At 71.7% G+C, this 22,248-nt stretch carries 19 protein-coding genes; 8 read left to right on the top strand and 11 right to left on the bottom strand.

From position 1 onward, the window contains the following. Nucleotides 1-18 precede the first annotated feature (18 nt). The 4 genes from LQ757_RS10335 to LQ757_RS10320 all read right to left on the bottom strand — a co-directional run bounded on the left by LQ757_RS10335 (nucleotide 19) and on the right by LQ757_RS10320 (nucleotide 6,593). Entirely contained in the window at nucleotides 19-2,646 is a 2,628-nt protein-coding gene (locus LQ757_RS10335; protein ID WP_231047119.1) for a penicillin acylase family protein, read from the bottom strand. 184 nt (nucleotides 2,647-2,830) lie between these two features. Further along, nucleotides 2,831-3,796 (bottom strand): 2,3,4,5-tetrahydropyridine-2,6-dicarboxylate N-succinyltransferase, encoded by a 966-nt coding sequence (gene dapD / locus LQ757_RS10330; protein ID WP_231047118.1) that lies wholly within the window; start codon nucleotides 3,794-3,796, stop codon nucleotides 2,831-2,833. A 3-nt stretch (nucleotides 3,797-3,799) separates the two neighbouring features. After that, nucleotides 3,800-4,534: a response regulator gene (locus LQ757_RS10325; protein WP_231047117.1), complete on the bottom strand. Its 735-nt coding sequence runs from the start codon at nucleotides 4,532-4,534 to the stop codon at nucleotides 3,800-3,802. Beyond that, nucleotides 4,527-6,593, bottom strand: coding sequence for a sensor histidine kinase (locus tag LQ757_RS10320; protein WP_231047116.1), 2,067 nt, complete (start codon nucleotides 6,591-6,593; stop codon nucleotides 4,527-4,529). Before LQ757_RS10320 ends, LQ757_RS10325 begins: the two co-directional genes overlap by 8 nt. Before the next feature lie 174 nt (nucleotides 6,594-6,767). Here LQ757_RS10320 and LQ757_RS10315 point away from each other — a divergent pair, with 174 nt between their 5' ends. Then, on the top strand, nucleotides 6,768-7,403 hold the full coding sequence (locus LQ757_RS10315) for a hypothetical protein (RefSeq protein WP_231047115.1): 636 nt from the start codon (nucleotides 6,768-6,770) through the stop codon (nucleotides 7,401-7,403). Nucleotides 7,404-7,455: 52 nt separating this feature from the next. Here the strand turns inward: LQ757_RS10315 and LQ757_RS10310 are convergent, their stop codons facing one another. Next, entirely contained in the window at nucleotides 7,456-8,682 is a 1,227-nt protein-coding gene (locus LQ757_RS10310) for a carboxylate-amine ligase (protein ID WP_231047114.1), read from the bottom strand. A 79-nt stretch (nucleotides 8,683-8,761) separates the two neighbouring features. On the opposite strand from LQ757_RS10310, the gene dapE reads away from it, so the two are divergent. The 3 genes from dapE to LQ757_RS10295 all read left to right on the top strand — a co-directional run bounded on the left by dapE (nucleotide 8,762) and on the right by LQ757_RS10295 (nucleotide 11,437). Continuing rightward, nucleotides 8,762-9,859, top strand: coding sequence for a succinyl-diaminopimelate desuccinylase (dapE, locus tag LQ757_RS10305; RefSeq protein ID WP_231047113.1), 1,098 nt, complete (start codon nucleotides 8,762-8,764; stop codon nucleotides 9,857-9,859). Between the two features lie 10 nt (nucleotides 9,860-9,869). Further along, a complete protein-coding gene (locus LQ757_RS10300) occupies nucleotides 9,870-11,117 on the top strand; it encodes a putative hexosyltransferase (protein WP_231047112.1) in 1,248 nt (415 codons plus the stop codon). 146 nt (nucleotides 11,118-11,263) lie between these two features. Then, a complete protein-coding gene (locus tag LQ757_RS10295; RefSeq protein ID WP_067875042.1) occupies nucleotides 11,264-11,437 on the top strand; it encodes a DUF3117 domain-containing protein in 174 nt (57 codons plus the stop codon). Between the two features lie 62 nt (nucleotides 11,438-11,499). On the opposite strand, the gene LQ757_RS10290 is transcribed toward LQ757_RS10295, so the two are convergent. Next, on the bottom strand, nucleotides 11,500-12,132 hold the full coding sequence (locus LQ757_RS10290; protein WP_231047111.1) for an O-methyltransferase: 633 nt from the start codon (nucleotides 12,130-12,132) through the stop codon (nucleotides 11,500-11,502). A gap of 93 nt (nucleotides 12,133-12,225) precedes the next feature. Here LQ757_RS10290 and LQ757_RS10285 point away from each other — a divergent pair, with 93 nt between their 5' ends. Further along, entirely contained in the window at nucleotides 12,226-12,621 is a 396-nt protein-coding gene (locus tag LQ757_RS10285; RefSeq protein ID WP_231047110.1) for a sec-independent translocase, read from the top strand. Between the two features lie 59 nt (nucleotides 12,622-12,680). On the opposite strand, the gene LQ757_RS10280 is transcribed toward LQ757_RS10285, so the two are convergent. Beyond that, the gene (locus LQ757_RS10280) at nucleotides 12,681-14,231 is read right to left on the bottom strand and encodes a succinic semialdehyde dehydrogenase (RefSeq protein ID WP_231047109.1); all 1,551 of its coding nucleotides are present in this window, start codon (nucleotides 14,229-14,231) and stop codon (nucleotides 12,681-12,683) included. A gap of 55 nt (nucleotides 14,232-14,286) precedes the next feature. Between LQ757_RS10280 and LQ757_RS10275 the strand changes: the two genes are divergently transcribed. Together LQ757_RS10275 and LQ757_RS10270 are read left to right on the top strand one after the other, a co-directional pair. After that, entirely contained in the window at nucleotides 14,287-15,666 is a 1,380-nt protein-coding gene (locus LQ757_RS10275) for an MFS transporter (RefSeq protein WP_231047108.1), read from the top strand. Next, nucleotides 15,663-17,228, top strand: a complete 1,566-nt coding sequence (locus LQ757_RS10270) for a pyridoxal phosphate-dependent decarboxylase family protein (protein WP_231047107.1) — start codon at nucleotides 15,663-15,665, stop codon at nucleotides 17,226-17,228. Before LQ757_RS10275 ends, LQ757_RS10270 begins: the two co-directional genes overlap by 4 nt. A 195-nt stretch (nucleotides 17,229-17,423) precedes the next feature. Here the strand turns inward: LQ757_RS10270 and LQ757_RS10265 are convergent, their stop codons facing one another. From LQ757_RS10265 to LQ757_RS10250, 4 genes are read right to left on the bottom strand one after another with little or no spacing between them, the layout of a single operon-like run. After that, nucleotides 17,424-18,302, bottom strand: a complete 879-nt coding sequence (locus LQ757_RS10265; protein ID WP_231047106.1) for a hypothetical protein — start codon at nucleotides 18,300-18,302, stop codon at nucleotides 17,424-17,426. A 5-nt stretch (nucleotides 18,303-18,307) separates the two neighbouring features. Beyond that, the gene (locus LQ757_RS10260; protein ID WP_231047105.1) at nucleotides 18,308-19,510 is read right to left on the bottom strand and encodes an Mrp/NBP35 family ATP-binding protein; all 1,203 of its coding nucleotides are present in this window, start codon (nucleotides 19,508-19,510) and stop codon (nucleotides 18,308-18,310) included. Then, a complete protein-coding gene (locus tag LQ757_RS10255; RefSeq protein ID WP_231047104.1) occupies nucleotides 19,497-20,021 on the bottom strand; it encodes a DUF1003 domain-containing protein in 525 nt (174 codons plus the stop codon). Before LQ757_RS10255 ends, LQ757_RS10260 begins: the two co-directional genes overlap by 14 nt. Then, the gene (locus tag LQ757_RS10250; protein WP_231047103.1) at nucleotides 20,008-21,336 is read right to left on the bottom strand and encodes a magnesium transporter MgtE N-terminal domain-containing protein; all 1,329 of its coding nucleotides are present in this window, start codon (nucleotides 21,334-21,336) and stop codon (nucleotides 20,008-20,010) included. Before LQ757_RS10250 ends, LQ757_RS10255 begins: the two co-directional genes overlap by 14 nt. A gap of 81 nt (nucleotides 21,337-21,417) precedes the next feature. Here LQ757_RS10250 and LQ757_RS10245 point away from each other — a divergent pair, with 81 nt between their 5' ends. Next, the gene (locus LQ757_RS10245) at nucleotides 21,418-22,119 is read left to right on the top strand and encodes a YflT domain-containing protein (RefSeq protein ID WP_231047102.1); all 702 of its coding nucleotides are present in this window, start codon (nucleotides 21,418-21,420) and stop codon (nucleotides 22,117-22,119) included. Nucleotides 22,120-22,248 lie beyond the last annotated feature (129 nt).

Genomic DNA, 22,248 nt, shown 5'->3' with positions numbered 1-22,248 from the left:
CCCCCCATCAGTCGCCTGTCAGCCGACCGGGCGCAGTTGCAGCGTGTCGCTCGCGGCGTCCTGCACGGCGTTGATCGTGAACGGCCAGGGGCGCAGCTCGCCACGCTGCCAGAGCGGCGCCTGGTCGTCGTAGTGGGGGTTGAACGCGTGACCCGAGGCCCCCGTGAGGTTGATCCAGCGCGACTCGTCGAGGTCGTCGAGATCGATGATCATGCGCATCGACGGCACCCAGTCGACGCCGTAGCCGAGGGTCGCGTCCCACCCGATCGCGTTCACGATCGACGAGCCGCCGCCGAGTTCGTAGGGCCCGCGGTTGAAGATCCACTCGATGGGCCCGATGCCCGACTCGCCGAAGCTCGCGTTGGTGAGGGTCAGCGTGTGCAGCTCGCCCCACCGCCACGCGTCGGGGTTGTCGCCCATGAGCTCGGAGGCCTCGGTCCACGCGGCGGCGAGCGCCCCGGCGATGACGGCGTCGCGGCCCGTGGCGCCCGAGCCGTTGCTCCACCATTTCGAATCGGGCTCGCCGAGCAGCGTGCCCACGACCTTGTACCAGCGGTCGCCGCCCTGGGGCCGGGTCGGTTCGGGCAGCGAGCCGAACAGGTCGTCGAGCAGGGTGCGCCAGAACACGGCGAAGTAGGCGGCCTCGGCGCTGTCGACGTCGGCGCGGCCGTTCCAGCCGTCGAGCAGGGCGGCGCCGCGGGCGGCGTCGCCGTCGAGGTCGAGCTCGGCGATGAGGGGCAGGAACGTCGTCGCGTTCGCGTCGGCGGTGTCGAGCTGCATCTCGGCGAGGTCGTCTGCCGTGAGCTTTCCGCCGTCGGCGATGCGCTCGCGGATGAGGCGGTCGATGCCCACGGCGCGATAGCCGTAATCCCAGTCCTCGGTGAGCAGCGGGCCGTCGGGGCCGGCGGCCGGGTTGTTCGCGGTCACGATGTAGCCGGCGGTCGGATTCAGCACCGAGGGCAGGTCCTCGAAGTCGATGCTGCCCGACCATCCGTTCGCGCTCGTCCACCCGGGCAGCGGCACCGTGCCGTCGCCCGACAGCCGTACGGGGATGTCGCCCGGCGCCTGGTACCCGATGTTGCCCGAGTCGTCGGCGTAGATGAGATTCTGCGAGGGCACGTCGAAGAGGTCGGCCGCGGCGCGGAAGCCGTTCCAGTCGCGCGCCCGGTTCATCGCGAACACCGCCTGCGGCGTCGTGCCTGCGGTGAGCGCGGTCCACTGCAGCGACACCTCGTAGTCGCCGTCGGGTGAACCGGATGCCGCGGGGTAGTCGGCCGCGACGTCGCCGAAGTCATCGCGGATGTCGGTGACGATCGGGCCGCGCGCGGTCGAGCGCACCGTGATCGTGACGGGTTCGCCGCCCGCGACCTCGATGGTCTCCTCGCGCGTGGTGAGGGGCACCTGTTCGCCGTCGAGCTCGTAGGTGTCGCCGTCCACCCGTTCGAGGAACAGGTCGGCGACGTCGGGGCCGAGGTTCGTGAACCCCCACGCGATGCGGTCGTTGTGGCCGATGATGACGCCGGGCAGTCCCGAGAACGTGTAGCCCGACACGTCGAAGGCGCAGTCGTCGCGCACCTCGGCGCAGTGCAGGCCCATCTGCGTCCAGATCGAGGGCATGGCCGGCCCGAGGTGCGGGTCGTTCGCGAGCAGCGGCTGGCCCGACTCGGTGAGCGCACCCGAGATCACCCAGGAATTGGAGCCGAGATCGCCGCCCTCGGGACCGAGCAGTTCGGGCAGCCCGTCGATCGCAGCACTGAGCGAGGTGAGGGCGTCGGCGACACCGGGGGGTGGGACATCCGTTGCCGCGCCGGCCGCCTCACCCGCCGCCTCGCGCCCCGCCTCGCCAGCGGAGGCGGCCGACTCGGCCTCCGCGGCCCCTGCCGTCTCGAGCGGCGTGATCGACGTCGCGGCGGGAGCCGCGGCGAGCGGCCCGCCGGTGATGGTCGGCATCTCGCCCCACGCGTACTCGGGATGCAGGAAGTCGACCTCTTCGGGGGAAAGCGTCGTGGCGAGCAGGGCGCGGTCGATCTCGTCGCCGAGGTTCGAGCGCAGGTCCCACGCCATGGCCTTGAGCCACGCGATCGAGTCGATGGGCGACCACGGCTCGGGCTCGTAGCCGGGGTTCTGCAGTGCGAGCACGGCGTACTCGAGCGAGAGGTCGGCTCCGCCGCGCTCGGCGAGGTAGGCGTTGACGCCGTCGGCGTAGGCGTCGTAGTAGGCCTTCGACGCGGGGTCGAGCAGTTCGTACTCGCGCTCGGCGATGCCGCGCCAGTCGAGGGTGCGGATGAAGGCGTCGGTGCCGACCTGCGACTCGCCGAACAGCTCGGCGAGGCGGCCGCCGGTGACGTGGCGGCGGAAGTCCATCTCCCAGAAGCGGTCCTGCGCGTGCACGTAGCCCTGGGCGAAGAAGAGGTCGTGGTCGGTCTCGGCGACGAGTTGCGGAATGCCCGCGTCGTCGCGGTACACGGTGACCGACGCGGTGAGGCCCGGCACGTCCACGCGGCCGCTCGTGGTGGGGAACGACCGCTGCACGGTCCACCAGCCGACGCCTGCGGCGACGACGGCGAGCACGAGCAGGGTGACGAGCAGACCGATCAGGAAGCTGAGCCCGCGATGCCTGCTGGTTCTGGGTGCGTCGGTACCCACGTCACTCCTTCGTGATGCGTGATCGGAAGCACCACTGTATCCGAGGAATGGTGGTACTCCCGACGGTCGAGTAGGCGCGCCAGCGCCGTAGGTCGAGCAGGCGCGCCGGCGCGCCAGCGCCGTAGGTCGAGCAGGCGCGCCGGCGCGCCAGCGCCGTCTCGAGACCCCGCCGCCCCGCCCGTCGTCAGGCGTGCAGTGCCGCGTTCAGCGTCACTCCCTCGCCCGAGCGCGACAGCGCCTCGACCTGACCGTTCAGCGAGTTGCGCCGGAACAGCAGGTTCGGCACGCCCGAGAGCACGACGGCCTTGACCGTGCTGGGCCGTTCGCCCTTGCCGCCGAGCAACACGACCTTGGTGCCCGCCGTGACGTAGAGGCCCGCCTCGACGACCGAGTCGTCGCCGATCGAGATGCCGATGCCCGAGTTCGCGCCGAGCAGCGCGCGCTCGCCGATCTCGATGCGCTGGGTGCCGCCGCCCGAGAGCGTGCCCATGATGGAGGCGCCGCCGCCGATGTCGCTGCCGTCGCCCACGACGACGCCCTGCGAGATGCGTCCCTCGACCATCGAGGTGCCGAGGGTGCCGGCGTTGAAGTTCACGAAGCCCTCGTGCATGACGGTCGTGCCGGGTGCGAGGTGGGCGCCGAGGCGCACGCGCGCAGCGTCGGCGATGCGCACTCGATCGGGCGTGACGTAGTCGAGCAGGCGTGGGAACTTGTCGAGTCCCTCGGCGTGGATTCCGGCGCGCTGCAGCGAGGGTCGCAGGCGCGTGAAGTCGTCGGGATGCACCGGCCCCGCGTTCGTCCACACGACCGAGGGCAGGTGCGCGAAGATGCCGTCGAGATTGATCGTGTTCGGGCGCACGACGAGGTGCGAGAGCAGGTGCAGACGCAGGTACGCGTCGGCCGTGCCCGCGGGTGCGGCGTCGAGGTCGATCGTGATGTCGATCGCCTCGACGGTGACGTTGCGTCGCTCGTCGGGCCCTGCGAGGGCGAGGTGCTCAGGTGCGAGGGCGGATGTCTCGCCACCGCCTTCGCCCGCGAGGCCGGGGTTCGGGAACCACGCGTCGAGCACGGTGCCGTCGGCAGCGACGGTCGCGAGACCGGCGCCGTGGGCGGTGCGGGCAGGAGTGGTGGCGGCATCGTTCGCGGGCATGCTTCAAGGGTAGCGAGGCGGGTCGGGCGTGTGACGCGGGGCGACGTCGTCACCACCGCGCCCCAGCCCGGCATCACGGGCCGCGATGACCGCCTCGGCCCGGCCCGAGACCTGCAGCTTCGCGAAGATGTTCGACGCGTTGTTGCGGACGGTCTTCGGCGAGAGGAAGAGCAGCCGCGCGATGTCACCGTTCGATCGTCCGGCAGCGACGAGTTCGAGGATCTCGCGTTCGCGCGCGGTGAGCTGCGGGAAGGCGACGGGGTCGGCGACCGTGGGCGGACGGTCGAAGAACTCCGCGACGCGCGCCGCGATGCTCGGGCCGAAGATGGCGTCGCCGCCCGCGACCGCGTGGATCGCCCGCGAGATGTCGTCCTGTCCGGAGCCCTTGAGCAGGTAGCCGCGCGCGCCGGCGCGCATGGCATCGAAGACGGTCTCGTCGGCCTCCGACATCGTGAGCACGATGATGCCGATCGCCGGATGCTTCGCCGCGATGCGGCGCGTGGCCTCGATGCCGTCGAGTCGGGGCATCTGCACGTCCATCACGATGACGTGCGGCCGCAGCTCGTCGGCTGCCGCGACCGCCTCGACACCATCGGCCGCGGTGCCGACGACGTCGAGGCCGTCGATCGAGCGCAGCAGCACGGCGAGACCGTCGCGGTAGACGGGGTGGTCGTCGACGAGCAGCACCCGGATCGCAGGGTCGTCGTGCATCGGTGTTCCGAGCGCGGCTTCAGACATCGGCGGTCACCTCGTTCTCGATGACGGGACTGGGGAGGGGCAGCGCAGCCTTGACGGCGGTGCCGCCGCCCTGCCGTTCGGTCACTTCGAGCGAGCCGCCGAGCTCGACGGCCCGCTCGCGCATCGAGAGCAGCCCGACGCCCGCCGGCGCGTCGGCCGCGACGCCGCGACCGTCGTCGTCGATCTCGACGAGCAGCCGGCCCTCGCGGCGTGAGATGCGCACCCACGCCCGCTGGGCGTGCGCGTGCCGTTGCACGTTGACGAGCGCTTCGGTGACGATGCGGTACACGGCGACCTCGACGGCGGCGGGCAGGCGCGCGGGCAGGTCGCAGTCGAGCTCGATCGCCGGGGGTCCTCCGAATCGACGGCAGAGTTGCTCGATCGCACCGGCGAGACCGACGTCGTCGAGGCTCGGCGGGCGCAGGTCGTGGGCGAGACGGCGGATCTCGCCGACCGCGAGCCGGAGGTCGTCTGCCGCCGAGGCGAGCAGCCGGTCGGACTCCGCGGGGTCGCTCGCGGCGACGTTGCGGGCGGCCTCGATGCGCAGCTGCACGCCGGCGAGATCGGGGCCGAGGCCGTCATGCAGCTCGCGGCGCAGGCGCCGCCGCTCGTCTTCGCGCGCGTTCACGAGTTGCTCGCGGATCTGCTGCAGCTCGGTGCTCAGGGTGCTGGCGCGCACGGCCGACGCGGCGTGGCGCACGAGATCGGCGAGCAGGCGCTCATCGCCGGGGGAGAGGCGCGCACGCCGACCGGGCGACATCTCGAGCACGCCGATGCGCTCGCCGCGGTAGAAGAGCGGAATCGATTCGACCTCGTCGGTCGGGGTGCCGTGCTGCGCGACCAGGTGGCCGCCGTCGAGTGCCTCGACCCGCACGCCGACGTAGCGCGAGGCGAAGGCCGTCGCGATCGAGGCCGCGAGCGAGTGCAGCTGGTCGCCGGGTTCGTCGGCTTCCTCGAGTCGGGCCGCGAGCGTCGACACGACGCCGTAGGGGTCGCTGCGTCGGCCGTTGACGAGGCGGTTCGCAACGGTCAGCACGCGATCGCGCAGCGGCATGTAGGCGAAGAGCACGATGAGCATCGCTGCGCCCGCGAGCACCTGGTGCTCGACGAGCCGGCCGATGCTCGCGACGAGCAGCACGTCGACCGCGACGACCGAGATCGCGAAGAGCGCGTAGACGATCGTCCAGCTCAGCAGCCGGTCGATGCGGTAGAGCCCGTGCCGGGTGATGGCGACGACGATCGAACCGCAGATCACGGCGGTGCCGACGATGATGGTGGCCTGCCCGAGGTGGTACGGCAGGGCGACGGCGGCGAGTACGAACAGGGCGGCGTACACGAGGCCCGACCAGACGATCCACTTGAGCTGCCGTCGCAGTTCGGAGTCGGCGCCGACCATGCGGCCGAACAGCACCGCCGCGGTGAGCACGACGCTCGCGATGACCGTCGGCATCCAGACGGCACCGACGAACTGCCAGAGCGACGGCGGCAGCGTGACGCCCCAGTCACCGCGCGCCCACTGCAGCAACCGGGGGTCGGGGCTGCCGAAGACGGCATGCGCGACCCGCCAGGGCATCGCGACGTCGGCGGCGGCGATCAGCACGTTCAGCGCGAGCGTCACGATGGCGACGATGCGCAATGGGCCGCGCGGCAACCGGCCGTCGGGGAAGACGAGGAGCGCGAGCGGCAGCGCCAGGTATGCGACGACCGAGAGTCGCTGCGTGAACACGAAGGCGAGACCCAGCATCGGGGCGTCGGGCCACAGCAGCACGCCGTGGTTGAGCCAGGCGAGCGCGAGGCCGTCGATCGCGGCGAGCAGGCCGCCTGCGGTGAGCAGCACGGGTACGGGATGCCACGACAGGCGTGCGAGCAGGAGCGCACCGGTGGAGCCGAGCACGAGTCCGCGCCACGCGGCCACCCAGCCGGGTGCGGCCGGGATCTCGATGCCGGAGTCGTGGGTGAGGAAGTCGAGCACGAACGCCCCGAGTGCGCACAACGCGATCACGGCGAACGCGGCGACCGCGGTCGCTCGTGCGGCGTGGAGTCCTCGGGCCGGGCGCATGGCTCCATCGTGGCAGGGCAGGCCGCTGCTGTCTCGGGCGATTGTCCCGACGTTTCCGGGACATCCGCGGGCCGATCGAGGGCGCCCGAGCCCTTGGAGCCCGGGACGCCCGCTCGCGATGCTCGGAACGACGCCGATCCCGGCGCCCTGTCGAACGAACCGGAAGGAACCCCCATGACGACCATCCAGAGCCCGCCCCCCGCTCGCACCGACACGCGGCCCATGCGGGATGCCCCGACCCGACGGCTCAGCCCGACGCAGCTTCGCGTCGCCGGTGCCTGCACGGCGGTGCTGCTCGCCGTGTTCGCGCTGTTCACGGCGATGCCGTGGCCGGCGGACGGCGACGCCTACCTCGGTGACGACATCGCCGCCGTGGCGTACACGGCGAGCCTGGCGATCGTCATCGGCATTGCGCTGCGCGGCGGCGCATTCGGCGTGCGAACGGCGTGGCGCACGGTCGGCATCATCTCGTTCGCCGTGCTGCTCGGCACGACCGCGTTCCTCGCTGTCGGCCCCTTGATGCCGGCGACGAGCCTCGAGCGGGCCGAGCAGTTCCTCTCGCCACTGACGCTCGGCGTGTTCTGGCTCGCGGCCGTCGGCATCCTCACCGTCGGTCGCTGGCGTGGGCCGGCACGTGCGCTGCCGTTCCTCACCGCGAGCTGGCCGATGACGGTCGTCGGGGTCGTGCTGGTCGCCGGCGAACTCGGCTCGACCGCATGGCTCGCCTTCGTGATCCACCTCGGCGTCTACCAGGCGCTCACCGCGCTCGCCCTCATCATCGACGCGCGACGTCTCGCCGCCGCGAGTTGACGGGTCTCGCCGATCGGCTCAGCCGGCACCGGGCTCAGCCGACCACCGGGGTTCAGCCCGCCACCGTGCTCTGCTCGTCCGAGCGTTCGAGCCGGGGGCGGGCGTCGATGCGTGCGCGCCTGAGTGCCTCGGAGGCCGGGGCGGCGCTGCGCGTCGTGCCGGCTCCCTCGGTGAGGGTGTCGGCGTACCACCGGCGAAGTGCGATCGGCCCGTCTCGCCGGAAGACCTCGACCTGTCGTTGCGCTCCGGTGCCGCGCGCGCGGATGAGTGCGAGCGCCTCGGTGACGAACTCGAGATCGCCGTGACCGACGAGCGCGGGGCCGATGTAGTCGACGAGCGCGGCCGCGACCGACCACGCCGTCGCTGGATCGCCGGTGAACGGGTCGGCGAGATCGGCGGCCATGCCGTTGCGCGCCGCCAGCCAGAGCGAGCCGTCGAGGATCTCCTGGGGCAGGTGGGCGAGCGGCGGGGTCTCGAGCACGGTCGTCACGATGGATCGCGTGAGCGCCGCCGCCAGCAGCGAATCGGTGGCGGTCAGCTGGGCGTCGAAGACACGAACCTCGATCGTGGGGAACCGCTCGGAGAGCCTGGCGGCCCAGGCGAGCGACTGCAGGTCGGTGGCGGCGCCCGTCGCGACCAGGGCCCGCGAGCGCGCGGCGTAGTCGTCGGCATCGGCGAACTGCGGTGGGCATCCCATCGTCGGCAGTCGCCGCATGATCATCGTGCGCCAGCTCGCGAACCCCGTGTCATGACCGCGCCAGAACGGAGCATTGCCGGTGAGCGCCAGCAGGCAGGGCAACCAGAGCCGCACGCCGTTGAGTGCGCGCACGCCCGCTTCGCGATCCTCGACCTCGACGTGCACATGGAGCCCGTTCACCTGGTGGTCGATCACGAGGTCGCCGAAGTCGCGGGCGATGCGCCGGTAGCGCTCCTTGTCGGTCACCATCGCCGAAGAGTCGCACGCATCGAACGGCGTTCCGCTCCCGACCGCGACGACATCGAGGTCGTGTGCGACCGACGCGAGCTCCCTCCTGAAGCCGTGCAACTCAGCGCCCGCCCGTCGCAGCTGGCGATGGATCGAGGTCGCGTACTCGACCTGGGCGGCCAGGAACTCGCCGGTGACGCGCTCACCGTGCGCACCGTGACGCAGTGTGCGCAGCATCTGCTCGCCCAGACCCACCGGAGCCAGCCGGTGGCGATCGAGGACCATGAACTCCTCTTCGATGCCGAACCGGCTCATGCGCAGCCACCCCTCGCCGACGTGATCGTCTCCACTCAAGTGTGCGTCCACGGCGGCGGCGGCGGAAGGGCTTGACTTGCGACATGGCACGGCCTAGCAGCGCCCATAGACTTGGGTGATGCCCGCCGAGACTCCGACCTCGCTCGACCTTTCCGCCGATTCCGTCGCGCTCACGCGGGCGATCTGCGACGTGCCGAGCGTTTCGGGCGACGAGACGACCCTGGCCGACCTCGTCGAGGCGGCGCTCGCCGGGGCATCCCATCTCGAGATCATCCGCGACGGCGACACCGTCGTCGCCCGCACGAACCTCGGCCGCGATCGCCGGGTCGTGATCGCCGGGCATCTCGACACGGTGCCGATCAACGCGAACCTGCCGACGCGCTTCGAGACCATCGACGGCGTCGACTACCTCTGGGGGCGCGGCACCGTCGACATGAAGGCCGGTGTCGCCGTGCAGCTGAAGCTCGCGGCCGAGCTCACCGATCCCATCGTCGATGTCACGTGGATGTGGTACGACCACGAAGAGGTCGCTGCGGGGCTCAACGGGCTCGGCCGGCTTGCGGGCAACCGACCCGACCTGTTCGCGGGGGACTTCGCGATCCTCGGCGAGCCGTCGAACGGGCACGTCGAGGGCGGGTGCAACGGCACCCTGCGCGCCGAGGTGCGCACCACCGGGCTGCGCGCGCACTCGGCGCGCAGCTGGGTCGGCGAGAATGCGATCCACAAGCTCGCGCCCGCGCTCACGCGCCTCGTCGAGTACGAGGCCGAGACCGTCGAGGTCGACGGCCTCGCCTATCGCGAGGGCCTGAACGCCGTCGTCGTGCGGGGCGGCGTCGCGGGCAACGTCATCCCCGACGACGCGGTGCTCGACGTGAACTACCGCTTCGCTCCGAGCCGCAGCCTCGCCGAGGCATCCGAATTCGTGCGCGGGTTCTTCGACGGCTTCGAGGTGACCGTCGTCGACGGCGCCGAAGGAGCCCGCCCCGGGCTCGACGCGCCGCTCGCGCAGCAGTTCGTGCGTGCGGTCGGCGCCGAGGCACGCCCGAAGTACGGGTGGACCGACGTCGCGCGGTTCAGCGCGCTCGGCGTGCCTGCCGTGAACTTCGGCCCCGGCGACCCGCTGAAGGCGCATGCCGACGACGAGCGTGTGGCGCTCGACCAGATCCGCTCGACCGAGCACGCCCTGCGGGCGTGGCTCACGGGCGCGGCGCACTGACCGATCCCGCATGAGCATGTCGGAGGCCGCCGCGCGCGAGCACGACCCGTTCCGCGCGACGCGCTGGTCGCCGCGGGTGCGATGGCGGCTCACCCCGTGGTGGGCCAAGGTCGTCGCCGTCTACTTCGGGGCCCGGCTCATCACGACGACGATCGTGCTCGTGCTCGCGAGCGGGCAGGCCGCGAACTCCTGGACCGGCCCGAGACCCGGGTACTTCGAGTACGCGAACCTGTGGGACGCCCGGTGGTACCAGATCATCTGGATCGGCGGCTACCCGCGGGAGCTGCCGATCACCGAAGCCGGCCAGGTCGGCGAGAACGCGTGGGCGTTCCTGCCCGTGTTCCCCGTGCTGTCGGGGATGCTCACGCAGATCGGGTTGCCGTGGAACGTGGCATCCGTCGCCATCGCGGTGCTCGCCGGCCTCGGCGCGGCCCTCGTTCTGCACCGCCTCATGTCGCGATTCCTCGAACCCGACCGCGCGCTGTTCGCGGTCGTGCTGTTCGCAGTCGCGCCCGTGTCGCCCATCATGCAGTTCGGGTACGCCGAATCGCTCGGATTCCTGTGGCTCGCGGTCGCGCTGCTGCTGCTCGTCGACCGGCGATACGGATGGCTCGTGCCCGTGCTCACGGCGTGGGCGTTCACCCGTCCGGGGGCGCTGGCATTCGCCCTCACGCTCGCGTTGCACTGGGTGTGGCGGTGGTGGCACCGGGGGCGCGATCCGTTCCCGATTCGCGAGCGGGTGGTCGCGGCATCCGTGACCGCCTTCGCGGTCGTCGTGGGATTCGCGTGGCCGGGAATCGTGTGGCTCGTGACCGGTGAGTTCGATGGATACATGGCGACCGAGCTCGCGTGGCGGTCGGCCTACATCGGATATCAGGAGCTCGTGCCGTTCACTGCGTGGTTCCAGGGTGCCGCGTGGTGGGCCGAATGGGTGCGGCTGCCGGCGTGGCTCGGCATGGCCGCCGTCGTCGTGATCGGAGTGAGCTTCGCGGCGATGCTGTTCCTGCCCGCCGTCAAGCGGCTCGGCGTCGACATCAGGCTGTGGCTCGCGAGCTACGGGCTCTACCTGCTCGCGGTGTTCTTCCCGCAGTCGTCGACGTTCCGCATCCTCGCGCCGATGTTCCCGCTCGTGGGCGCACTCGCCGTGCCGCGGGCGCGATGGTACCGGTGGGGAATCGTCGTGGTGTTCATCGCGCTGCAGGTCGGCTGGCTGCTGATCGCGTGGGGCGTCGACGGCATCGACTGGACTCCGCCCTGATCGGAAGGAACCCTCACTTTCATGCGCTGTCGGCGTGGTGAACGGCATGTGAATCCGAACGAGCGACTTTCCACATCCTCGCGGCGATTTCCCAGCAACGCCGCTGATGACAGATAATGGAATCTCAGCCACGAAAGGGGAGCTCAATGGCGGCCATGAAGCCACGCACCGGAGACGGGCCTATGGAGGCTGTGAAAGAGGGTCGACTCATCATCGTGCGGGTGCCGCTCGAGGGTGGTGGCCGTCTCGTCGTCTCGGTGAACGACGCTGAGGCCAAGGAGCTCTACGACGTCCTCGGTGGCGTCGTGAACCCTGCCTGAGTCACACCTGCGCCAACGAGCCCCGAGGAGACTCGGGGCTCGTGGTGTTTCCGGGCGGCGTCTCAGGCGCCGAGCTTGACGATCTGCAACAGGCCGTCGCCGGCAGGAGAGATCGCCGTCGCGACTGCTGACGACGTCGCGAGTTCGCCGATGAGCGTGCGGAACGCGCTCGCCGCCTCGTCGCGCTTCGAGGGGTCGGCGACCCGTCCCTTCCAGAGGGCTCGGGCCACGAGCACGCTGCCGCCGGGCTTCGCCAGGCGCAGCCCGTGCTCGGCGTACTCGATCACCGACGGTGCATCGGCGTCGACGAAGACGATGTCGTAGGAGCTCTCGTTCATGCGGGGGAGCACCTCGCCCGCGCGCCCGGCGATGAGCCGCACCCGGGCCGCGGCGATGCCGGCGTCGGCGAAGTGCTGTCGTGCGTGCTGCTGGTACTCGTTCTCGGTGTCGATCGAGGTGAGCTGGGCACGCGGCGACGCCTGCAGCATCCATAGTCCCGAGACGCCGACGCCCGTGCCGACCTCGATGATCGAGCCCGCCCGAGTGGCCGCGGCGATCACGGCGAGCTGCGCACCGACCGCCGGCGAGACCGGGTCGACGCCGAGCTCGAGCGACTGCTGGCGAGCCTTCGCGATGGGCTCGGACTCGACGACGGACTCGTCGACGTACTTCCAGTTCAGGTCGTGATCGGACACGTTTCTCGGCTCCCGGGTGAATGTCTCGAGTCCCCAGCCTAAAGGCGAGGAGACGTGGCGTTCGTACGCCTCGCCGCCGACTATCCTGTAGGGATGTTCGGTCTGACGTTCGAGAAGCTCCTCATCATCGGGGTGATCGCCGTCTTCCTGTTGGGCCCCGAACGGTTGCCGCACTACGCCGCGCAGCTCGGGCGGCTCGTACGATCGCTGCGCGACATGGCGACCGGGGCGAAAGACCGCATGCGCGAAGAGATGGGTCCCGACTTCGACGACCTCGACTGGAAGAAGCTCGACCCGCGCCAGTACGACCCGCGTCGCATCATCCGCGAGGCGCTCACCGACGTCGACCCGTTCGCCGAAGAGAAGTCGCCGGCTCCCGTCGTCGGCCGGGCGGCCGTCAACGAGAATTCGGCTTACCTGCAGCGCAAGCGCAAGCGCGAGGCGCTCGGCACCGAAGAGCCCGCGCCGTTCGACTCCGAGGCGACCTAGGCGGCTGAGGCGGCTGCGTCGTCGCGCGCCGGGATCGGTCGGATGCCGCGTCGCCTGCGTCAGGCGCGGCGGGCGGCCTTGAGCACCCGCGCGAGCAGCAGCAGCGGCGGGATCAGACGGCTGTAGTCGGCCGCGGTGCGCGGCAGTTGCAGGAGCCCGGTGGTCGACGAGATCGTCACGGGGTCGACGAAGCGCAGCAGCCCGGCTTCGCCGTTGCGGCGCCCGAGACCCGACTGCTTGATGCCGCCCATGGGAGCGGCGACCGATGAGAACGCCCCGCGGTAGCCCTCGTTGATGTTCACGCTGCCGGCCTCGAGTGCGTCGGCGATGCGACGGGCGCGGCTCGGTGAGCGGGTGAAGACCGCCGCGTTCAGGCCGTAGTCGCTCGCGTTCGCGGCCAACACGGCCTCGTCGTCGCCGCCTACGAGGTAGAGGCTCGCGATCGCGCCGAAGGTCTCTTCGGCGTAGACGGACATGTCGGGGGTGACGCCGGTGAGCACGGTCGGCTCGAAGAACCACGGCCCGACGTCGGGACGATGCTTGCCGCCGACGAGCACGGTCGCGCCCTTCGCGACCGCGTCGGCGAGGTGCGCCTCGACCCGTTCGAGCTGGGCGGCGCTCGCGAGCGAGCCGTAGTCGGCGTCGTACTCGAGCGCCGAGCCGAGCTTCGCCTCGCGAAGTCGCCCGATGAGGGCGCGCTGGAACGGCGCGGCGACCTTCTGGTCGACGTAGATTCGCTCGATCGAGACGCACAGTTGGCCCATCGCCGAGAACGCGGCGTGCGCCGCGCCGGACGCCGCCTGCGCCGGGTCGACGTCGTCGAGCACGAGCAGGGCGTTCTTGCCGCCGAGCTCGAGGGATGCCCCGACCAGGCGTCGCCCGGCCTTCTCGCCGATCCTGCGGCCCGTGGCGGTGGATCCGGTGAAGCAGATGTAGTCGACCTCGTCGGTCAGCGCCTCACCGACCTCGGCCGCGGGACCCGCGACGACCGCCCACAGCGCCTCGGGAACGCCGGCATCGATGAACGCGCGCCGCAGCGCGAGGATCGTGAGGGCGCCCTGGTCGTCGGCCTTCTGCACGACGGCGCAGCCGGCCGCGAGGGCGGGCACCGCGTCCATCGCCGCGAGGCTGAGTGCGTAGTTCCACGGGGTGATGACCCCGGCGACGCCCTTCGGGCGGTAGCGCACCCTGGTGGTCGTGATGGTCGGCACGCCCGACCGCTTGCGGCGCCCGCCGAGCACTCGGCGCGCCGCGAGCGCGTTGTAACGGGTGGCGCCGGCCGCCTGGTAGACCTCCTCGAAGGCCTGGCCGCGGGTCTTGCCGCTCTCGAGCTGCACGAGGTCGAGCAGCAGCTCGCGACGCTCGAGGATGAGGTCGTGCGCGGCCAGCAGCACGCGGCGGCGCTCGGCGAACCCCGCGCGAGCCCACGCCAGCTGCGCGAGGCGCGCTCGGGCGACGGCGTCGCGCACGTCGTCGGCGCTCGAACGGGGCAGGTGGTGCAGCACCTCCCCGGTCGACGGGGTGGGAACGGCGGTGGTCTCGGCGCCCGACGCGACGACGTCGTCGGTGAGGCGCTCGAAGAGGGCGGGGGAGGCGATCGCGGCTCGCATCAGCACAGTCTAGGTCAAATGACCCACTTCGCCGGGCAGTGAGTACACTGCCTCCATGACCGCAGTGGAGCGACCTCTCTCGCGCGGGGTCGTGGCCAGGTATGCGATCGGTTCGATCGGCACCGGCGGCTTCGCGACCCTGCCCGGCCTCGTGCTCGTGTACTACCTCACCGACACCCTGGGCGTGAGTGCGCTCATCGCCGGACTCGTCGTCACCGCGGCCAAGGTGTGGGACGTCGTGATCGACCCGTGGATCGGCGCGCGCAGCGACCGCGCCCTCGCCCGCACGGGCACCCGCCGCACGTGGATGCTCGTCGGCGCGATCGCCCTTCCCGTGGGGTTCGCGCTCACGTTCGCGGTGCCGGCCGGCCTCGCGCCCGGGGCATCCGGCGTCTGGGTCTTCGTCGCGTTCCTCGCGACCGCGACCGCCTTCAGCCTCTTCCAGGTGCCGTACATCGCCCTGCCGGCCGAGCTGACGCCCGACTACGACGAGCGCACGCGGTTGCTCACCTGGCGGGTCGTCGTGCTCACGATCGCGATCCTGCTGTTCGGTGCGGGCGGGCCCGAGCTGCGTCGCGCGTTCGCCGACGAGCAGGTCGGCTACCTGGTCATGGCGATCGTCGCCGGCCTCGTGATCGGCGCGGGCATGTTCGTGAGCGCGGGCACCGCGAAGCGATCGGATGTCCCGCCGCCGGCCGCGCCCGCCGCGGCGAAGCCCGCCGACGGGTACCGGGAGGGCCTCCTGGCGCTCCGGCGCAGCCTGCCGTTCCGGGCGTTGCTCGGCGCCTTCGTGCTGCAGGGGCTCGCGACCGGGTTGATGCTTGCGGGAGCGCAGTTCGTGGCGACGTGGGTGCTCGACTCCGAGGCGGCGGTCACGCTGCTCTTCATCGCGCTCATCGCGCCGGCCGTGCTGCTCGCCCCGGTCTGGCAGCGCGTCGCGGGGCGGGTCGGCAAGGAGCGCGGGTTCCGGCTCGCGAGCCTCGTGTTCGCCGTCGCCGCGCTCAGCATGGTCGTGCTCGTCTGGGCGCCGGGGCCGTGGGTGTACCTGCCCGTCGCGGTCGCGGGTGCTGCGTACGCGGGCATGCAGTCGCTGCCCATGGCCATGCTGCCCGACGTGATCTCGCACGACGCGCGCCAGACCGGCGTCGACCGCGCCGGCAGCTTCGGCGGGGTGTGGACCGCGGGCGAGACGGCGGGCATGGCGCTCGGCGCCACCCTGCTCACGGTCGTGCTCGCGCTCACCGGCTACCTCGAGTCGGTCGGCGCTTCGACCGTGACGCAGTCGCCGACCGCGATCGCCGGCATCGCCGTGGCGTTCAGCGTCATCCCCGCCGTGCTCGTGCTCGTCAGCGTGGTCGTGCTGCGTGCCTACCCGCTGCGACGGGCCGACGTGAACGCCGACGCAGCGGCCTCGCCCGAATGGAGCACCCCGTGACCGACCTGCGCCGGATCGACCTGCGCCGCGAGGCATCCGACATCCTCGCCGAGCTCGAGGCGCTGCGCGCCGCCGACGCGCCCACCCACGGCGGTCGCGTGCTCTCCTACGTGTACGACTCGGGAGTCGCCGAGCTGGACGAGCTCGCGGGGGCGGCGGCTCGGCTCGCGCAACCGGTCAACGGACTCGATCCGACGACGTTCACGTCCGTCGCCGTGATGGAGGCCGCGGTCGTCGGCTTCGCGCGATCGGTGTTCGGCGGTGACGACGACGTGGTCGGCTCGGTCACCTCGGGCGGCACCGAGAGCTGCCTGCTCGCCGTGAAGTCCGCGCGCGATGCCTGGCGCTCGGCCCGCCGCGGGACGCCCCGGGTGCCCCGCATCGTCGCCCCGGTCACCGTGCACGCCGCATTCCACAAGGCCGCGCACTACCTCGGCCTCGAGCTCGACCTCGTGGCCGTCGACCCCGCGACCGGCGTTCCCGCCGTCGCCGACATCGAGCAGCGCCTCGGCGACGATGTCGCCCTCGTGGTCGTCAGCGCGCCGTCGTACCCGTTCGCGAGCCTCGACCCCGTGGCGGATGTCGCGGCGATCACGGCCCCGCGGGGCATCGCGTTGCACGTGGACGCGTGCATCGGCGGGTTCGCGCTCGCGTTCTGGCCCGATCGCCTGCCCGCGTGGGACTTCTCGGTGCCGGGAGTGACGAGCCTCTCGGCCGACCTGCACAAGTACGGGTACGCGCCCAAGGGCGTCTCGGTGCTGCTCACGCGCGGACGCGACCGGCAGCGCCACCAGTACTTCGCGACGACCGCGTGGCCCGGCTATCCCGTCGTGAACCCGACCATGACGGGGTCGAAGCCCGCAGGTCCGCTCGCCGCTGCGTGGGCCATCATCGAGGCGCTCGGCGAGCCCGGTTTCGCAGAGCTCATCGGCCGCGCGGCACGTGCGACCGCCGCGCTGCGCTCGTGCGTCGAGGACCTCGAGGGCCTCCGGGTCGTCGGCACGCCCGTCGGACCGCTGCTCGCCGTGGCGACCGACGACTCGGTGCCCGTCGACCGGAGGGTCGACCCGCACCACTGGGCCGACGCGGCCCGCGCCTCGGGGTGGCACCTGCAACTGCAGCCCGGGCTCGTCCAGGCCGACGGCACCCGGCTGCCGCACACCACGCACCTCACGGTGACGCCCGTCACCGAGGCGGTGCTGCCCGAGCTGACACAGGCGCTCGACGATGCGGCCGAGGCGGTGCGCGGGGTGCCGGCCGCCGATGGTGCACTAGTGGTGGCAGGTCTCGCATCGGCGGTGCCGGGAGGAGCGGAAGCGCTCGAGGCCGCGGCGGCCGCTGCCGGGGACGGGCTCGACGCCGAGAGCGCAGCGGCGCTGCTGCGGGCGGCGGGGCTGCTCGGCGACGGCTCATCGGGTGACGCGCCGGGTGGTGGCGCCCTGCCCGAACGGATGGCGCCCGTGCTCGCGCTCGTCGAGGCGCTGCCGGGGCCGCTCACCGAGCGGCTGCTCGTGGAGCTGCTGGCGCGCGTGGTGGAGCCGACGCGTTCGCCGATCGAGTAGGCGCGCCGGCGCGGCATTGCCCGTCGATCGAGTAGGCGCGCCGACGCGGCATTGCCCGTCGATCGAGTAGGCGCGCCGGCGCGGCATTGCCCGTCGATCGAGTAGGCGCGCCAGCGCGGCATTGCCCGTCGATCGAGTAGGCGCGCCAGCGCCGTATCGAGATCCCGGCGGTGGTCTCGATACGCTCCTGCGTCGCTACTCGACCGGCACCGTACCGAGGCCGCAGCGCTCGGTCACGTAGTCGTACAGCTCGGCCTGCAGTGCGTCGCCCGACGATCGGTCGATCCGTCCGGTGAGCCCGTCGCCCGTCGTGACCTCGAACGGCAGGATCGTGCCGCGCTTGTCGTCGGCGATCGCGTGCGCGTCGCACCGCGCCGGGCGCACGGCGAGCGGCACCGTGATCGGCTCGCCGCCCGCGGCGACCTCGAGCGCGAGCGGCCATTCGGGGCCGTCTTCGGCGCCGAGCAGGGTCGTGCCGTGCACGACATCGACGACGAACGACGCGTCGCCGGTCGGCTCGGGAGTGATCACCACGTCGATCCAGGCGCGTTGCGCGGCCCCGTCGCCCGTGGTTCGCAGATGCTCGGGGAGTGTGATCGCAGCCACGGCATCGACCGAGGCGGTGAGGCAGTCGGTGGCGCCGATGCGCTCGAGGGTGCCGAACGGGTCGGCCGGGGCGATGGAGCCGTCGAAACGCTCGTCGCCCGAACGGCCACGCAGCTCGACGAGCGGCCGGCCCTCGCCGGTGCCGCACTGGGGGGCGGGCAGATCGATGCGGATGTCGATGCTGTCGCCGGAGGACAGGTCGAGCGGCTTCCCTCGTTCGAGCGGAGCGTTGAAGACCGGCGCCGTGACCGCGAGTCGCTCGATCTCGACGGCGGACGGACCGGCGTTCTCGACCTTCACGACGAGCTTCCGATCCTCGACGTCGAAGCGTCCCTGCCGCAGCTCGGCGGTGATGCCGTCGGGTACACCGGCCGGCCCCGCCGGCGCCGCGCACCCCGTGAGACCGATCGTGACGAGCGCGATCGCGGCGCCGACCGGGAACCGGCCGATCCGACTGGCGCGCGGCATCGGAGTCATCGCAGGCTGACGTCGAGCCGCCGGCCGGCGAGGTCGCGGGGGAGTGCGGCGAGCCGGGCCGCCGCCGCCTCGATGGCGCGAGCGGCGGGATCGTCGGGCGCGGCGATGACGACGGGCACACCTGCGTCGCCGCCCTGGCGCAGCGCCATGCTGAGCGGCACGCTCGCGAGCAGCGGCACCGGTTCGTCTCGACCTGCCGAGAGCCGCTCGGCCACGAGTTCGCCGCCACCTGCACCGAAGAGTTCGAGCACTTCTCCGCCCGGCTGCACGAGGCCGGCCATGTTCTCGATGACCCCGACGATGCGCTGACCCGTCTGCCGCGCGACCACGCCCGAACGCTCGGCGACATCGGCCGCCGCGGGTTGCGGCGTCGTCACGACGACGACCTCGGCGTTGGGCAGCAGTTGCCCGAGCGAGATCGCGACGTCGCCCGTGCCGGGCGGCAGGTCGACGAGGAGCACGTCGAGGTCGCCGAAGTACACGTCGGTGAGGAACTGCGACAGGGTGCGATGCAGCATCGGCCCGCGCCAGGCGACCGCCGTCGACGAGGCGCGGCCGCCCGCTTCGCTCGGCTCGACGAACATGCCGATCGAGATCACCTTCACGCCGTGAGCCACTGGAGGGAGGATCATCTCGTCGACCCGGGTCGGTCGTGCCGCGAGCCCGGCATCGTCGACGAGGCCGAGCAGCCCGGGGATGGAGAAGCCGTGCACGTCGGCGTCGACGAGCCCGACCGCGAGCCCGCGCGCCGCGAGCGCGACCGCGAGATTCGCGGTGATCGTCGACTTGCCGACGCCGCCCTTGCCGCTCGTGACCGCGAGCACCTTGGTGAGGGTGCCCGGCCCGAACGGATTGGTGCGAGCCCGACCGCCGCGCAGGCGCTCGGTGAGGGCGGCCCGTTGCTCGGGCGTCATCACCGAGAGCTCGACGACGGCCCTGCCCGCACCGGCCACGGACTCGGCGGCCTGTCGCACATCCCGTTCGATGCGGTCGGAGGCGGGACATCCGACGATCGTCAGGCGGATGCCGACCTCGACGCGCCCGTCATCGCCGGCGACGACGCGGTCGACCATGTCGAGCTCGGTGATCGGCTTGCGGATCTCGGGGTCGATGACACTCGTGAGCGCGGCGCGCACCGCCGCCTCGAGTGCCGTCGGGTCGAGCACCGGGCTGTGCCCGCCTGAGTCAGCGTGCGACATGCTCCGCCTCGTCGTCTTCGTCGCGACGGTCGAGCTCCTCGAGCACCGCACGCAGTTCGGCGCGGATGAACTCCCGCGAGGCGAGGTCCTTCATCGCGAGGCGGAGTGCGACGACCTCGCGTGCGAGGTACTCGGTGTCGGCGAGGTTGCGCTCGGCGCGCTGGCGGTCCTGCTCGATCTGCACGCGGTCGCGGTCGTCTTGACGGTTCTGCGCGAGCAGGATGAGCGGCGCCGCGTACGACGCCTGCAGCGAGAGCACGAGCGTCAGCGCGGTGAATCCGATCGCGATCGAATCGAAGCGCACGGGCTCGGGCGCGAACGTGTTCCAGCCCATCCAGGCGAGGGCGAACACCGTGAGTCCGAGCAGGAAGCCCGGGGTTCCCATGCCGCGCGCGACCCACTCGGTGAAGCGGCCGAATCGGTCGCTGTCGCCCGACCCGCGGAAGGGCACGGATCGGCGGGTGCCCTTCGGGGTGTCGAATCGACGGTCTTCGACGTCAGTGCGTGCCATCTCCTGCCCTCCTTCCGGGTGGGATCGGGATACTTCCGGTCATCAGCTGGGCGCGCGCCGCGGCGCGGCGGCCCATATCGGAATCCTCGGGATGACTTCGCCAGTCATCGGGCAGGAGGTAGTCGAGCACGTCGTCAATCGTCACCACCCCGACGAGTCGATGCTTCTCGTCGACGACCGGCACCGACACGAGGTCGTAGCTGGCGAGGATGCGGCTGACCTCGGCGGCGGAGGTGTCGGCCCTGACGGGTTCGAGGCCCTGGTCGATGAGGGTGCCCAGTCGCTCGTGCGGGGGGTAGCGCAGCATGCGCTGGAAGTGCACGATGCCGAGGAACCGGCCGGTCGGCGGCTCGTACGGCGGCAGGGTCACGCACACGGCGGCGCCGAGCGCGGGCGGCAGATCGTGGCGGCGGATGAGCGCGAGCCCCTCGGCGACCGTCGCGTCGGCCGACACGATGATCGGCTCGGGCGTCATGAGGCCACCGGCCGTGTCGGGGCCGTACGAGAGCAGGAAGCGCACGTCGTCGGCCTCCTCGGGCTCCATGAGCTCGAGCAGGTGCTCGCCGCGCTCGTCGGGGAGCTGCGCGATGAGGTCGGCGGCGTCATCGGGTTGCATGTGGTCGAGCACGTCGGCGGCGCGGTCGTCGCCGAGTCCGGCGAGGATGTGAACCTGCTCGGACTCGGGCATCTCTTCGAGCACGTCGGCGAGCCGGTCGTCGGGCAGCTCTTCGGCCACTTCCTGCCGTCGCTGCGCGGGCAGGTCGAGCAGGGTGTTCGCGAGGTCGGCGGGCTTCAGCTCGGAGTACGTCGCGATGAGCTGCTCGGCCGACTGCGCCTCGCCGGGTGCGTTCGCCTCACGCACCTCGCGCCAGGTGACGTAGGCGGACTGGCCCTTCGAGAACGGCGAGGCGCCCTTCGGCCGCCGCACGAAGAGCTGGTCGACCTCCCACTCCCCGAGCTCCTGCTCCTCGATCGCGACGTCTTCGATGGTCGCGACTCCCGAGCCGTCGTTGAAGGCGACCTTGCGCCCGAGCATCTCGGCGATGACGCGCACCTCGCCGCCGCGCTGCTCGAAGCGGCGAAGGTTGATGAGTCCGGTCGTGATGATCTGGCCGCCGCTGATCGAGGTGACCCGCCCGATCGAGACGAAGACGCGGCGTTTGCCCGGGATCTCGACGATGAGGCCGACGACCCGCGGCGGGTCGTTCTTGCGATACACGACGAGCACGTCGCGCGCCTTTCCGACCCGCTCGCCATTGGGGTCGAAGACAGGGGACCCGGCGAGTCGGGCGACGAAGACTCTCGTGGCGCTCACGCTTCCAACTTAGCCCCCGCACGCCTCAACCCCACCGCTTGGCGAGCGGGCCGTCGACTGCCGACATGGGAGAATGGCGAGGTGACGAACCAATCGCCGTTCGGCGGCCGCATGGGCCGCGCATACCCCACCCTGCCGAAGGGTGAGACCGTTGCGACCTTCGAGACCTATCCCGAGGCGCAGGCGGCGGTCGACACGCTCGCCAAGGCGGAGTTCCCCGTGAAGGAGCTCGCGATCGTCGGCACCGACCTGACCACGGTCGAGCGCATCACGGGCAAGCTGACGTGGGGGCGTGCCGGTGGCGCGGGAGCGATCTCGGGCGCGTGGTTCGGAACCTTCCTCGGCCTGCTGTTCTTCATCTTCTCGCCGACGGGCACCTCGGTCGGCATCCTCTTGGCGGCGATCCTGCTCGGCGCCGGCGCCGGCATGATCTTCGGCCTCGTCTCCTACTCGGTCAACCGCCGCCGCCGAGACTTCACCTCGACCATGCAGGTGCTGGCCACCCGCTACGCGATCATCGCCGAACCGGCGCACGTCACCAGGGCGCGCCAGGTGCTCGGAACGACGGATGTCCCGGCCGCGCCGGTCGCGTCACCGGCCGCGCCGCCCGCGGCCACGCCGGTGGCAGGCGCGACCGATGGGTCGACGGACGACGCCGGGGCCGGGTCATCCGACGCTGCGAACGACGAAGCGGTCGACGATGAGCCGCGCGGTCTCACCTACGGCGAGGCGCAGGACGCGGCGCGACGCGCCGCGCGCGAGCGCCGAAGCGCGGGCGACTGAGCCCGCGCACGCGCGAGCCGGGCCATCCCGCCCCTTCCTCGCCCTGAAGTCGAGAGTGCGTTCGTCGCCCTCAGCAGGGCGCGGGGTGCACCCTCGACTCGGTGGTGCACGGTATTCCGGGCATGCCTC

Origin of the sequence: Agromyces cavernae, assembly GCF_021044935.1 — a bacterium.
Classification (GTDB): domain Bacteria; phylum Actinomycetota; class Actinomycetes; order Actinomycetales; family Microbacteriaceae; genus Agromyces; species Agromyces cavernae.
The sequence above is the reverse complement of the archived record's forward strand: the minus strand, read 5'-3'. Positions and strand labels throughout refer to the sequence as shown.